13 protein-coding genes and 2 pseudogenes are annotated in these 13671 nt (G+C 53.9%); 4 read left to right on the top strand and 11 right to left on the bottom strand.

Annotation, left to right across the window (positions count from 1 at the left end; translation table 11 throughout):
- Nucleotides 1-154: 154 nt before the first annotated feature.
- The 7 genes and pseudogenes from PG5_RS22110 to PG5_RS22090 all read right to left on the bottom strand — a co-directional run.
- Nucleotides 155-559 (bottom strand): annotated as a pseudogene (locus tag PG5_RS22110) (magnesium chelatase domain-containing protein); the annotation flags it as partial.
- 226 nt (nucleotides 560-785) lie between these two features.
- Nucleotides 786-1190 (bottom strand): hypothetical protein, encoded by a 405-nt coding sequence (locus PG5_RS33810; RefSeq protein ID WP_081648184.1) that lies wholly within the window; start codon nucleotides 1188-1190, stop codon nucleotides 786-788.
- Complete coding sequence (locus PG5_RS35015) at nucleotides 1187-3241, bottom strand: hypothetical protein (protein WP_020799352.1); 2055 nt, start codon at nucleotides 3239-3241, stop codon at nucleotides 1187-1189. Before PG5_RS35015 ends, PG5_RS33810 begins: the two co-directional genes overlap by 4 nt.
- A gap of 2 nt (nucleotides 3242-3243) precedes the next feature.
- Nucleotides 3244-4953: a site-specific integrase gene (locus PG5_RS22105; RefSeq protein WP_155943738.1), complete on the bottom strand. Its 1710-nt coding sequence runs from the start codon at nucleotides 4951-4953 to the stop codon at nucleotides 3244-3246.
- On the bottom strand, nucleotides 4940-6226 hold the full coding sequence (locus tag PG5_RS22100) for a tyrosine-type recombinase/integrase (RefSeq protein ID WP_020799350.1): 1287 nt from the start codon (nucleotides 6224-6226) through the stop codon (nucleotides 4940-4942). Before PG5_RS22100 ends, PG5_RS22105 begins: the two co-directional genes overlap by 14 nt.
- A 177-nt stretch (nucleotides 6227-6403) precedes the next feature.
- Nucleotides 6404-6640: pseudogene (locus PG5_RS22095) on the bottom strand (magnesium chelatase domain-containing protein); the annotation flags it as partial.
- Between the two features lie 199 nt (nucleotides 6641-6839).
- The gene (locus tag PG5_RS22090) at nucleotides 6840-7106 is read right to left on the bottom strand and encodes an accessory factor UbiK family protein (protein WP_020799348.1); all 267 of its coding nucleotides are present in this window, start codon (nucleotides 7104-7106) and stop codon (nucleotides 6840-6842) included.
- A gap of 421 nt (nucleotides 7107-7527) precedes the next feature.
- On the opposite strand from PG5_RS22090, the gene glnK reads away from it, so the two are divergent.
- The 4 genes from glnK (at nucleotide 7528) to sutA (ending at nucleotide 10306) form a co-directional block, all read left to right on the top strand.
- A complete protein-coding gene (gene glnK, locus PG5_RS22085) occupies nucleotides 7528-7866 on the top strand; it encodes a P-II family nitrogen regulator (RefSeq protein ID WP_002555808.1) in 339 nt (112 codons plus the stop codon).
- A 35-nt stretch (nucleotides 7867-7901) separates the two neighbouring features.
- The gene (locus PG5_RS22080; protein ID WP_020799347.1) at nucleotides 7902-9239 is read left to right on the top strand and encodes an ammonium transporter; all 1338 of its coding nucleotides are present in this window, start codon (nucleotides 7902-7904) and stop codon (nucleotides 9237-9239) included.
- 216 nt (nucleotides 9240-9455) lie between these two features.
- The gene (locus tag PG5_RS22075) at nucleotides 9456-9881 is read left to right on the top strand and encodes a secondary thiamine-phosphate synthase enzyme YjbQ (RefSeq protein WP_033039357.1); all 426 of its coding nucleotides are present in this window, start codon (nucleotides 9456-9458) and stop codon (nucleotides 9879-9881) included.
- Between the two features lie 101 nt (nucleotides 9882-9982).
- Complete coding sequence (gene sutA, locus PG5_RS22070; RefSeq protein WP_007980816.1) at nucleotides 9983-10306, top strand: transcriptional regulator SutA; 324 nt, start codon at nucleotides 9983-9985, stop codon at nucleotides 10304-10306.
- A gap of 186 nt (nucleotides 10307-10492) precedes the next feature.
- Here sutA and PG5_RS22065 read toward each other — a convergent pair whose 3' ends face one another.
- The 4 genes from PG5_RS22065 to dapF are packed head-to-tail and all read right to left on the bottom strand — an operon-like array spanning nucleotide 10493 to nucleotide 13668.
- Nucleotides 10493-11200, bottom strand: a complete 708-nt coding sequence (locus PG5_RS22065) for an HAD family hydrolase (protein WP_020799345.1) — start codon at nucleotides 11198-11200, stop codon at nucleotides 10493-10495.
- Nucleotides 11197-12096, bottom strand: coding sequence for a tyrosine recombinase XerC (gene xerC / locus PG5_RS22060; RefSeq protein ID WP_020799344.1), 900 nt, complete (start codon nucleotides 12094-12096; stop codon nucleotides 11197-11199). The genes PG5_RS22065 and xerC overlap by 4 nt, the downstream gene beginning before the upstream one ends.
- 2 nt (nucleotides 12097-12098) lie before the next feature.
- The gene (locus PG5_RS22055; protein ID WP_020799343.1) at nucleotides 12099-12824 is read right to left on the bottom strand and encodes a DUF484 family protein; all 726 of its coding nucleotides are present in this window, start codon (nucleotides 12822-12824) and stop codon (nucleotides 12099-12101) included.
- 13 nt (nucleotides 12825-12837) lie between these two features.
- Complete coding sequence (gene dapF, locus PG5_RS22050) at nucleotides 12838-13668, bottom strand: diaminopimelate epimerase (RefSeq protein WP_020799342.1); 831 nt, start codon at nucleotides 13666-13668, stop codon at nucleotides 12838-12840.
- Nucleotides 13669-13671: the final 3 nt, after the last annotated feature.

Below are 13671 nucleotides of genomic sequence, written 5' to 3'. Positions count from 1 at the left end.
TGAATGCTGTCAGATGCTCATCTTACCCAGTCTGGCAGCTCCTGCCAGAGTCATCCATACCTATCTGATCAACATAACAAGCTGGACGCCAATACAGTTGAGGCGAGCTGTTATCGTCCTTCACGTTCAAGGGTGTATTGTTTTACAACATAAACAGGTTATGAGCGCCTGCGGCAGCAATCAACAGCGCCCGCTTGGCCGCCAGCTGTCCCTGCACTTCATTCAAGTCAGGATAAGGTTTGCTGGCGTAGAGCAAACCATTGGAGACGTAAGGCTCGATCGGTGTATGCCCATTGAAATGCGCGACAGCCTCCAGCAAATGATCCACCGCAATCACTTTCAATCCCGACGCCAGGCACGCTTCCTCGGCATTGGCCCGTGGTACCACCAACGATCGCCCGGCCTTGCGCGCCGCCAAAGCCGCCGGCAATACACCGCGCACAGCCCGGACCGCGCCAGACAATGCCAGCTCACCCAGGCACTCCACATCATCGAGCGTCAACGTCGGCACCTGCACGCTCGCCGAAAGAATCCCCAGCGCAATCGCCAGATCGAAGCGCCAGGACAACGGCTTGAAGGCGGGGCATGGACATTGTCATAAGCTATTGATAAATGGACGTTTGTGTGCCGAAATTCGGTGTCCATGAATATTTAAAAAAAATGCCGTGATCGCGACCGTCTTGTCCATGGTCACGGCATTTCTTCTGATGTCGATCCTCCCATAATCACTATATCTTTTACCTGAGCATGAGCATGAGCATGAGCATGAGCATGCAGGGTAGGGGCTATTTGAATGGGATTATGTTACTTATCGGCAGTTGCGCTTTAAGCCTTTCTATATCCATTGAGAGCTCTAAGATTTTAGCGTCTGCTTCAACTAAAAGTGACAGCGCTTGATCACGGGCAGATATTTGTACTGCCAAATTTTCTTTTATTGGTTTTGTCTTGGATCGTAGCTGCAGCGTCTTCTGTCGCGCAGAAACGGTACTGCTCTGTTTAGTATTTGACTCTCCCCAGTTCTGAATTTCTTGGATCAACGTAGGATAGCGCGACTTTCGAAGAGCAGAAGGATCGCAGCCAGCTTCCCTTGCTACATTGTTTTGTGAAACTTCTGCGCCTTTTCCAAGAACTATTGGGGTTCCCAATTTTAGTCGCTCGAAGGCTGCACGAAATGAATTTTCTGCACTCAATTTATCACCTCTGCACTATCAATCACATTCAGCGCCGTTAATACTGCTCGTTTCTGAGCTTCCAATGAATCTTTGTATGGGGTGAAGTCGGGTGCTTCAATTAATCTAGTCGAGATCACTTGAAGATACTGTTCAATTTTTGGCCTCTTTCGTTTATCAATAAGCAATTCAGAGCATGGCGGTTTACCATCTCCTCCCCCACATCGCGCAACGTTATCAACCCCCCCGTACTCGCAGTACCCTTTGTTGGTACATCCTCCCAAAAGCGTGGATCTCCAAGAAACGTGTCCCTTCCTAGCGGCTTCTTCAAGCTTCCGCATATCACCCGAGGAAACAAGCCTAAGAATCTCTGATTTATGTTGTTCGCCATACGGACTGACAAACCGTGGTGCTAATAGTGCTTCAACTTCTCTCGCAAGAACTTCGTACATAGCTCTCACGTATTCATCGCGAGCGCTTTGGTTGAGACGAAGACTGGAATAACCTCTTCCATAGTAGAGGGACATCGCTCGTGTTGCGTGCTTGAGTTGATACTGCATTGAAGCATCACTAACCAATCCTGAGGATTGCATGTTTACCGCTCCTGTTCTACGGAGCTGATGCCAAGCTAGTGGCCAGGTATTTCCAACGGCGAAAGGCTCGCTGTCTAACGTGGGAGTCAGAAGTCTCGCAATTTTCAGGTCATCGTCTGTAATTATTAGAGAGCTTGTATCTAAAAGCTTTGGGTATTGAGTAATAACTGCCTGATAGGATGGATATCTGACTCTGACTATGCTCGATTGACTGCATCCAACACCCCATGGTTCTTGTGCGCGAATGAATAAATATGGCGGTACGTTGCTAGTTTCGCAGCCTGCACGCTTTAAATTACTTTCTTCACATACAACCCGAAGGCTAGAGACTGTCTCGGCTGCCTCAACTGCAGAGCGAACCAATGGGGAGGTAACCCAGCGCGCATCGTCGTCATCGATTGTCTTTGTCGTTACCCCTTTAATGCAATAAAAACTTCCAAATGTGTCGTCTATCTCTTCTTCAAAACATCCTATTCTGAGATTCCATCCTTCTTCAACTCGCATCATGGAGTGGTTGAGTATAACTCCCAGAGCAACACAGTTTGTCATTGTAAAGTAAGCAGCAAGCGAGCTCACGCCCCTGGAACCATCAGATAAGTTATGGCCTTCGGGAATAATCCATTTTTTAAGTAGTTCCGTGATCCCATATTTTTCAGCAACGTTTAAAAACGTTTTTGGTTTATGATGCGGGATTAACTTGTTAGTTCCTTTTTTGAATGGACCCTCGGATCTTGTTTTTTTACGTGGGGCGCAAGCAACTTCAAGAGAGCCAAAATTTTCAATGTACGCGGCTATACAAAAATTAAAGCATTCCACTAGTTGCTGACGATGTCGATGAAAGTCGGCTATGAACTCATGCAGCCGATTCGCCTGGTAGGACCAAATACGAGGAGGGATGTAGGGCGTTTGCGCCTTTGTCGGCTTGTCCAACCCTATTGAAAATTGCTTAAGATGATTTGCATTAAGAATTGTGAAGCCTAAAGCTTCTTGATCATCTAGCAATTGATGCATAAGGCCAATTAAGGGGGCTCCAACTTGGTATGGTAAGGCTTGAATTATCGACTCGACGACTAGAGGGAATTTGCATAGGTCGGTCGCAGTAATTCCTGCATTTGACACAAGCTTGAAAAACGACTTAACGGTCTGAATTTTCCGAGCTAATGACCGTGCTGAAATCGCAGAATAAGGGCCGTAAATGAGCCAGGCTGCTATAAGTTTTAAAAGAGCACTATTCTCTGCAAGGAGCGTTCCCTTGTTACCGTTGTCGCGCGTGTCAACGAAGTTTAGTTTGAGTTTTTCCCCAGCCCACGGCCAAAGATCCCATACATCATCGGAGAACCGGCTGACAATATTTCCATTCGCGTCTATAACAATTGGAAAGTCGTCTTTCGGCGGCCAGCTACCAAGGATATAGTTTTTGCTCTCAGGTATGGCAAGGGGAGTCGCTATACCAATCACAGCTCGGGCTAATATGGACATATTTAATATGCTTCCAGCAATTTTATGAAAAATTCCCACTGGGGGTGGTATTCGCCTTCGGTCACTCGGGCTTCTGCTTCAGCAGCCCATCCTTCGTGTTCGATACCTTTTTGGCGAAGTGCTGAGATCTTTAACGTGAGCCTCGCAATTGCGATTTCAGCCGGAGTTCTTTCTCCAGGCTTCGTCAAGCCTCTATAGCCAGCTACGAGCAGCGACTGGTAAAACCTATAGGTCGTCAATGACCATGTGTAATCAAAAGTCTCAAGGTCACGCTGGAAGCCGCAAAATAAACAACCCGCAGGGCTCACGCAGTTGGCAGTTATGGATGAGCCGACCTCTTGGATGGGCTGCTTATTGGCAGGCTTGAGACATTCGCCAGGTCCTGGGGCTTTCAGGGCCGCATCCTGCTTCTGATGAAAACGAGACACTTCTACAGCCGCGGCTTGGTGATGTGGTCTCTCATACACCCTTATCAGGGTTTGCGGTGAATGCTGCGCCATTTCAGATACGAGTGTTGTGTCTTTCGACTTCCGTATCAACCAATTAACTCTGGTGTTACGTAGTTCGCGAGGTCCGACATAACGTATGCCAGACTTCACGCACCGCTTGATGATTCGCTTAAAGTCAGGTGCCACTTGAACTGACTGTACCTTTGGAGATTTTAGCGGGAACAAACGATCGTCTTCGTCAAGATCAAAAAACGCTCGCCTCCATTTTAGATATTGCGAAAAATGTTTTTGATACTCGCTGAAAATTTCAAAAGCTACCTCGCTGTCAGCTCTTGATTTGTGTACACGTCTAACAACGTAGCCATCTATATGACTGCTGTATTTAAAATTCGAGAGTTTCAGTGTGTGAGCTTGGGCGAGGTTCATACCTGTTTGTGCGATAAAAATCAAAAGCTCTGCTTCCAGGCGTAAGTTAATTATCTGGTGCCTGGTCGTCCAAGTGGTGTCAGCCATGCGGGCTTTTCTTTTTTCTATAACAGATCTGACCATGCTTGGCTTTTTTTTCGCCCACGCGCAATTCGCAGTGTTTTCAATAGAGACAAAGCCTGCCCATTCTTCCCAAACATGTCCGTTTGCGAACTTTATTAAAAAAGGTGGCAAGGCTTTAATAACGTCGATAGTTAGAGATTGGCAAATGTCGAGCAAGAAATGACCAAATTCAAAGGTCGCAGATAGTACTTGTTTGTCTGCCTTTATGCTGAGTGCATTTTTTCTTCTGGATTTGCGTTTTACACGTGACTTCTTGCTAAAATTTGGCAACTCGAGCACATTTTGGAATAATGCTCCGACACTATTAGCAATATCGAATGCGCTATTGGCTGTGATTTCCTTTAAAATTTGATGGCGTCTTAGAAGATACCCTGTCCATTCAATATATAGAGGTTCTACGTTGTTTTCAGTAATGCTATATCGGTTGTCGTTCGACCATGCATAAAATGCTTTGATTTTGTCTATTTTGCCTTTAACGGTGTAGCGGGATCCTCCGGATGTTAGGTGGGCTGACAAGACTTCATGAATCTTTCTCACTAATGGTATTCTTTCGGCCACAGCTTCGCCGAATTTGCCAGCCGCTATATCATTCTCTATGGTTTTAATATTTCCTTTTGCAGCTCCGTCATAGATTAAGGGCAATAAGCTCATTTGAGTTTCCGCCGAGCTGTATTTTGCAGATGGAAATGACAAATCTTCGCTAAGGTTGTTCATCTGAAGGCTCGCTTGAAATTAACCCAAGGAGGAGCCTGCTAAACTCGTTTGCATATGCAATCTTGGCAGGAAATTTTTCAACGAATTTAATGTACTTCAGCGATGTTGCCTCATCTTTGTGTAGCAACGCATCTTTGATTAGGGCGAGGGCATTTGTTGCTCCCCCTATAGGTATTAGAATTTTTGCCAGTTCAGTAGCGTAAGTACATCGAGTCTGGTGGAAATGGAATCCGTCCAATGCTTTTAGCCCGGCCGCTGCGGCTTTCCTTCTTAAAGTGAGCATTTCTACATTTATTGCACTGCTTCTGTTTGAATCTGTTCCATTGTATGGGTTACCGAATCTGGTCAGGAATATAATGTTTTTGTGTTCCGGAAGGCCTTTCGCTACCCTCAGCAGACGCCGTGAGCTGTAACAGTACTCAAGTAAATCTTCAAGATGAGGCTTGGTGATCCAGACTTGGCCTGTCACGCTATGTTTTGTATGCACACTTGGTTTAGCTCCAGGACCTACGTTCAACCGGAAGAGCGATGGAGTAGCAGGGTCAGGTGAGGCGTTCTGAAGTGTTTCAACTTTCAAGTTACACAGTGTGCCGATCCGCATGCCGGTGTAAATGCCAAGTAACAATAAAAGGTATAACTCCTGGCTAGAGTTCTCTTTTGCGAACTGCAAAATGTGATCTCTGTCGATAGAAGGAATCGGAAGTAGTCCGTCTTCTAGAAGACTAGATGACCTTTTCCTATTTTTGATCGCTAAATCAGTCGTATTGACAGATAACGTTCGTTCAAGCCCGAACTGATTGATTAGAAGGATTTTTGCTGTGTGCTCTTTCCACATTGGCCATTCAGGCCTTAGTAATCCAGACGCCTGCATCCAGCGGTAAAAAGAGATGACATCACGCATTCTTTGACTAACAGTCGAAGGTGCCAACGTTCCATTCTCTCTGGTGTCGATCAGAAAGCCGCGATATCTAATCAAGCAGCGATGATCCCGTCGTGCAGGAAAGTCCCACCACTGAACTGACTCTTGTTCGAGCCAATTCGCATAGAAAGCAATGGAGCCCATGTTTGATTGCACTGTTTTTATAGAGACGTCCCGGGTTTTTGCGCGCTGATATGCCCAGAGATTGGCTTCTCTCCAAGGGGTTCCATCACCCCATAACACTTGGGGTAGGCGCTTTATTTTTGATTCGGCAACTAAGTGCTCTCGTCGAATTTCGTCGGCCTCTACCACTATTCTGGTGGGTTTGAACCTGATGTGTACGAGTACTGCCATCGCTTACTCCTTAGATACAGAACCAGAATGGGGACACGCCCCTTTCTGAGAGCAAGCAATTCAACATAACCAGCGGGTTGGAATTTTCAAGGGTGCTTAGGAAATTGTTCCGTGCTGGATCAATGTCCATGGGTTTCACATGATTTGTGGCTCGTCCACACCATCACCAAACCCGTACCCGCCATCCTTGGGCAAATCCGCCGGTGCCAGGTTCAGCGTGATGCGCCGTGGCGGAAACTGCAGCCCCGAATTGATGATCGCACTGCGCACCCGGTCCTTGCTTTCCTTCACCGCCGCCTCGGGCAGGCCGACCATGGTCAGTGATGGCAAGCCATTGGCCAGGTGGACTTCAACAGTGACAGCGGGCGCATCCACGCCAATCTGGGCGCGGCTGTGGACGATGGAGAGGGACATGGTCGTTCCTTGAGGTGACGAGAGGCCGCTTCCTGCGGGTTTTTCAAGGGTAGACGGGGGAGAGGGGATTGGTGGAGTGGTTAGGCGGGCAAACTTTCACGGGATATTACGGTGACGCTCCGCGTCGCTTCAGAGGCGGAACGCGGAGCGTCCCTGGAAGCATTCCCACGCAGAGCATGGGAAGGATCAGTTACTTCAGTTATTCAGTTTCCGCTGGTGGGCTCAGCTTCGCTTCCAGCTCCGCCACTTTCGCCTCAAGAGCCTCCAACCGTGCCCGGGTGCGTGCCAACACGACCATCTGGCTATCGAACTCTTCGCGGCTGACCAGATCCAGCTTGCTGAATCCGCTCTGCAACAATGCCTTGAACTGGCTTTCGATTTCGCTTTTCGGCAGTGGAGTGTCGCCGCTGAAGAGGCGGGAGGCGGTGCCTGTCAGGGCGTCGAGGAAGTCTTTGGGCGCGAGCATGGGGGAATGTCCTGGTAGCAATGCCCGGCAGTGTACCACGCAGTGTCTATAGTCAAATTCGCGGGCAAGGGATGCACGCTTTTCGAGCATGGGGACGGACGGTATCGCACCGTTGTTGTGCGTAACGCGTTGGGTGTTGTCGTGAAGTGGTTGCGATCTGTTGGCAAAGGCTTGAAATCAAAGTGTTTTGTGGAGATGGCAAGCTTTCTGCTTAGATGCTGATGACCCATGCACTGATGCAGTCGCTGTGACGAATGCAGTGCGCCAGGCGAGACGCGGGGAGTGTTTCGCAAGGAGCGGTTAGCTGGCGTCGTACGGGCAGGTAAGGCCGACGATGCGTTACAAAGCCAGGCACTGCGCTTAGACTTGAGACGGGTTTGTTTTCCTGGGGCAAGTCCACCAAATTCGGGAGAGAGTTTTCATGAAGCTAGTCACTGCCATCATCAAGCCGTTCAAGTTGGACGACGTGCGCGAGTCGTTGTCCGAGATCGGCGTGCAGGGCATTACCGTTACTGAAGTCAAAGGCTTCGGTCGGCAGAAGGGTCACACCGAGCTGTATCGCGGCGCGGAGTATGTGGTCGATTTCCTGCCAAAGGTGAAGATTGATGTCGCCATTGACGACAAGGATCTCGACCGGGTTATCGAGGCGATAACCAAGGCGGCCAACACCGGCAAGATCGGTGACGGCAAGATCTTCGTGGTCAATCTGGAACAGGCGATTCGCATCCGTACCGGCGAAACCGATACCGACGCAATCTAAGCCGCCACAAACCCAACGCCCCAGGAGAAAACAAAATGACTCTGCGTAAATTCGCAGGGCTAGGAGCCCTGTTGTCCTTCGTAATGCCCAGCCTGGCCTTGGCGGCAGACGAAGTGGCGGCCCCAGTCCTCAACTCCGGCGACACCGCCTGGATGTTGACCTCGACAGCCCTCGTGCTGTTCATGACCATTCCCGGCCTCGCGCTGTTCTACGGCGGCATGGTGCGCTCCAAGAACATTCTGTCGGTGATGATGCAGTGCTTCGCCATTACCGGCCTGATCAGCGTCCTGTGGGTCATTTATGGCTACAGCATTGCGTTCGACACCACTGGCATGGAGCAGGGCGTCGTCAACTTCAACTCCTTCTTCGGTGGCATGGGCAAGGCTTTCCTCGCCGGTGTCACGCCATCCAGCCTGACCGGCCCTGCGGCGCTGTTCCCTGAGGCGGTGTTCATCACCTTCCAGATGACGTTCGCCATCATTACCCCGGCGCTGATCGTCGGTGCCTTCGCCGAGCGCATGAAGTTCTCCGCGATGCTGATCTTCATGGGCATCTGGTTCACCCTGGTGTATGCACCGATCGCGCACATGGTCTGGTCCGGCAACGGCGGCCTGATGTGGGACTGGGGCGTGCTGGACTTCGCTGGCGGCACCGTGGTGCACATCAACGCCGGTGTGGCCGGTCTGATTGCCTGCCTGGTGCTGGGCAAGCGCAAAGGTTTCCCGACCACGCCGATGGCCCCGCACAACCTGGGTTACACCTTGATGGGTGCGGCCATGCTGTGGGTCGGCTGGTTCGGTTTCAACGCCGGTTCCGCTGCGGCGGCCAATGGCACTGCCGGCATGGCGATGCTGGTCACTCAGATCGCGACCGCCGCCGCTGCGCTGGGCTGGATGTTTGCCGAGTGGGTCACCCACGGCAAGCCAAGCGCATTGGGTATCGCTTCGGGTGTCGTGGCCGGTCTGGTTGCGATCACTCCTGCTGCTGGCACCGTGGGCCCGATGGGTGCCCTGGTTATCGGCCTGGCAGCGGGCGTGGTGTGCTTCTTCTGCGCCACTACCCTGAAACGCAAGCTCGGCTATGACGACTCCCTGGACGCCTTTGGCGTGCACGGTATCGGCGGTATTCTCGGCGCGATCCTGACCGGTGTATTCGCTGCACCGTCCCTGGGCGGCTTCGGCACCGTGACCGACATCGCCGCACAAGTATGGATCCAGTGCAAAGGCGTGGGCTTCACGGTGATCTACACCGCCATCGTCACCTTCATCATCCTCAAGGTCCTGGACGCCGTGATGGGCCTGCGGATCACCGAGGAAGAAGAAGCGGTCGGCATCGATCTGGCGCTTCACAACGAACGCGGCTACAACTTGTAAGCACGCGCATGAAAAAATCTTGCCCGGCTTGCCGGGCATTTTTTCGTCTGGAGTTTGTCATTGAAGCAAAGGCTGAAAGGTTTTTTCTTACAGCTTTTACGACGTTTGCGATGCGAGTTTTTGTGCCGCCAATGGCTTACATGATTGAAGGATGATCAGGGCCTTTGTTTTTTCCCTGAGCGCGCTAGAATGCGCCCCGGACGTGCGGAGAACTGTATGTGGCAACAGACTCTGATAACCCTTCGGGCGAGGCCCCGGGGCTTTCATCTGGTAACGGACGAGTTACTCGCTGGCCTGCCTGAACTCAAGGCGTGCCGGGTCGGTCTGTTGCATTTGTGGATACAGCATACCTCGGCGTCGTTGACCATCAACGAGAACGCCGATCCGGCGGTACGTCGCGACTTCGAACGATTTTTCAATCGTCTGATCCCACAAGGAACAGACGGCTATGAGCATAACGACGAAGGCCTGGACGACCTCCCGGCGCATTTCAAGGCCAGTGTGCTTGGCTGTCAGCTCAGTTTGCCGATTTCGGCGGGTCGACTGGCGTTAGGGACCTGGCAAGGCGTTTACCTGGGCGAGCACCGTGATCATGGCGGTGCCCGTAAAGTCCTCGCCACCTTGCACGGTGAAGGGGCATAACCGCTGGTCAGCAGCGGCTGTTGATTTTTTTCCGGCAGCCTTCGACAGAGGGCAAAGCTGGGCTATAACTAATCTGCTTTTCGCAAGTCATGAGGTAGAACATGAGCGACGATGATCTGGAAAACGACGACCTCGAAGTAGGCGACGACGACGAAACCGAAGAAGGTCTGGAAGCAGCGGCGGAAGACGTCGCTGAAGACGACGGCGGTGATGCCCCCGTTCCGACCGCCAAAGGCAAAGCCAAGGCAGCGGTATCGGTCGATGAGCTGCCGAGTGTCGAAGCCAAGAACAAGGAACGTGACGCCCTGGCCAAGGCCATGGAGGAGTTCCTGGCTCGTGGTGGCAAGGTGCAGGAAGTGGAGGCCAATGTGGTCGCCGATCCTCCCAAGAAGCCAGACAACAAGTACGGCAGCCGGCCTATCTGAGCCTGCTACGCGCTTGCTGAAAAAGCCCGCCGTCGCTGCGGGCTTTTTCATGCCTGAAATAAAACTCTGGGCTCAACGAGACCCAATGTGGGAGCGGGCTTGCCCGCGAATGCGGTTTGTCAGTCGACACCTTAATTGACTGACACGACGCCTTCGCGGGCAAGCCCGCTCCCACAGGTTGCTATGTCAGGCTGAGGTCGCATTCCACCGCGCCAACAACGCTGGCAACTCGGTTAGGCTGCGAATCTCGGCATCCGGCAAACGCTCGGTTTCCCAGACCTTGCCCGCCGGGTTGAACCAGATCGCCCGCAACCCTGCCTGTTGCGCACCGGCGATGTCATCCCCTGGATGATCACCGATATGCACCGCCGTCTCTGCGGTTGCACCACCGCGCTGCAGCGCTTCATGGAACAGGCGCGCATCGGGTTTGGCGACGCCGATGTCTTCGGCACACAACGCAAACTTGAAGTAGTCCGCCAGCCCCAACCGGCGCACGTCGGCGTTGCCGTTGGTGACCACGCCAAGGGTGTAATGGTTGGCCAGTGCCTGGAGGGTGGGTTGCACCTCCGGGAAGATTTCCAGCTGATGCCGTGCATGCAAAAACACTTCGAAGCTCTGATCGGCCAGGTCCGACGCTTCAGCGTGAGCGTATCCGGCTTCTTCCAATGCGTGAAACAACACGCGCCGGCGCAGGGCGCTGATACGGTGCTTGAGGTTTGGCTCGATGCTCAGGATGCGTTCGCGAATGGCCCACAAATGCTCCACCGGTATCGCTCCAAGGTTGGGCGCATGTTCAGTCAGCCATTCGCGCAATACGGCTTCGGCGCTGACGATCACCGGGGCGGTGTCCCACAGGGTGTCATCGAGGTCGAAAGTGATCAGTTGGAGAGTCATGAATCGTCGCCTTTAATGCGTTTGGCCCGTGGGTGGGCGCTGTCGTAGACGGTTGCCAGGTGCTGGAAATCCAGATGGGTGTAGATCTGGGTGGTCTTGATATCCGAGTGGCCGAGCAGTTCCTGCACCGCCCGCAGGTCCTGGGAGGACTCCAGCAGGTGGCTGGCGAAGGAGTGTCGCAACATGTGTGGGTGCAGGTTTTGCCCCAGTTCGCGTTCGCCCGCCGCCTTGACCCGCAACTGGATCGCCCGCGGCCCCAGGCGCCGGCCTTGCTGGCTGACAAACACCGCATCGTCTGCCGGATTGGCCAAGGCTCGCAGTGGCAGCCACTGTTCCAGCGCCTCGCGAGCTTTTTTGCCCACAGGCAGCAGACGGGTCTTGCTGCCCTTGCCGTGCACCTGGACCATGCCGTCCGCCAAATCCAGCTGATCGAGATTGAGCCCGGTCAGCTCCGACAAGCGCAGTCCGGAGGAGTAGAACAGCTCAAGGATCGCCTGATCCCGGCGCGCCAGGAAGTCGTCTTCCACGCCGCCTTCCAGCAGTTGCAGCGCACGATCAGTATCGAGGGTCTTCGGCAAGCGGCGCTCGCCCTTGGGCGGTGCGAGGCCATTGGCCGGATCGTGGTCGCAGAGACCTTCGCGGTTCAGGTAGTGATAAAGCCCGCGTACTGCCGACAGAAGACGCGCCAGGCTGCGCGACGATTGGCCTTGTGAATGCAGGCGGGCGACCAGGCTACGCAGGCGCTGGATGTCCAGGGCCGCCCAACTGGCGATGTTCTGTTTGACGCACCAGTCCAGCACTTTGTCGAGGTCGCGGCGATAGGCCAATAGCGTGTGCGGCGACACCTGCCGCTCACTGCGCAGGTGTTCGCAGTAAGCGTCCAGTTGCCGTTCCATTTTCAGCGTACCGAGCGCAGGGAGCTGTTGAACCGTGGCAGCACGCGGCCCATGACTTCGGCGATGTAGCTCAGGAACAGCGTGCCCACCGAGCTCTTGTAGTGCTGCGGATCACGGCTGGCGATGGCCAGTATGCCGTGGATGCCTTGATGGCTGATGGCAACGACGGCGGTGGAGCCAATCTGCTTGCGCTGTTCTTCGCCGAACAGAAAGTCCAGTTCATGCTCGCGCAGGGTGCCGCTGACGCTCTTTTCTTCCTGCAGCAAACCACCGATGGCCACTTGTGCCTCGGCGTGGGTCACCCAGCGGCCCACCGGCATGGCGTTGTCGCCCAGCAGGATGAGGCTGACGAAGGGGACCTGGAAGTCCTGGCGCAGGCTGTCTTCGACGCAGATCACCACGTCTTCGAGGCTCGTCGCGTCGAGCAGGGCGAGAATCAGGCGGCGGGTCTTGTCGAACAGGCGGTCATTGTCGCGGGCCACATCCATCAGGTGCGAGAGGCGATGACGCAGTTCTATGTTGCGGTCGCGCAGGATGGTCATCTGCCGCTCCACCAGCGAAACGGTATCACCGCGCCGGTGGGGGATGCGCAAGGATGCAAGCAGGTCTTCGTGCTCGACGAAGAAGTCCGGATGAGCCTCCAGGTACGCGGCAATGGCCGCCGCCTCCAGGCTTTCGGACGGTGATTCGTCGGGCTGTCGGGCGGGTACCTGAGGCTTATCGGTCATGGTTGTGGCTCACTCAAAGACGCACTTGTCCTTCATAAACGCGCACTGCCGGGCCGGTCATCATGACCGGTTGGCCAGGGCCTGCCCATTCAATGGACAAGCGCCCGCCAGGCAGGTCGATCAGTAGTGGCGAATCCATCCACCCCTGGCTGATCGCAGCGACTGCGGCGGCGCACGCGCCGGTACCGCAGGCCTGGGTTTCACCAGCCCCGCGCTCCCAGACGCGCAACTGCGCGCGGCTCCGGTCGATAACCTGGAGAAAACCGACATTGACCCGTGCCGGAAAGCGCGGGTGATGCTCGATTTTCGGCCCCAGTTCATGCACCGGTGCGTTGTTGATATCGCTGACCCGCACCACGGCATGGGGGTTGCCCATGGACACGGCGGCCAATTCGACGGGCGTGCCATCGACGTCGACCTGATAGTTCAGGGCCTGTTCTTGCGCCTGGAACGGAATGTCGGCCGGCACCAGGCGTGGAGCGCCCATGTTGACACTGATCTGGCCATCGCTGCGAACATCGAGCTCGATAATGCCGCTTTTGGTTTCGACACGGATCTGCCGTTTTGCGGTCAGGCGCTTATCGAGCACAAAACGGGCGAAACAGCGTGCACCGTTGCCACACTGTTCCACTTCGGAGCCGTCGGAGTTGAAGATCCGATAGCGGAAGTCAACGTCCGGGTTGCTCGGAGCTTCGACGATCAGCAGTTGGTCGAAACCGATGCCGGTATGCCGGTCGCCCCATTGCTTGGCATGCTTGGGCAGTATATGCGCGTGCTGGCTGACCAGGTCGAGGACCATGAAGTCATTGCCCAGGCCGTGCATCTTGGTAAAACGCAGCAGCATGGT

The sequence above is a fragment of the Pseudomonas sp. G5(2012) genome (assembly GCF_000408945.1).
GTDB classification, from domain to species: domain Bacteria; phylum Pseudomonadota; class Gammaproteobacteria; order Pseudomonadales; family Pseudomonadaceae; genus Aquipseudomonas; species Aquipseudomonas umsongensis.
Note: the sequence above shows the minus strand (reverse complement) of the source record. Positions and strands in the feature narration are given on the sequence as shown.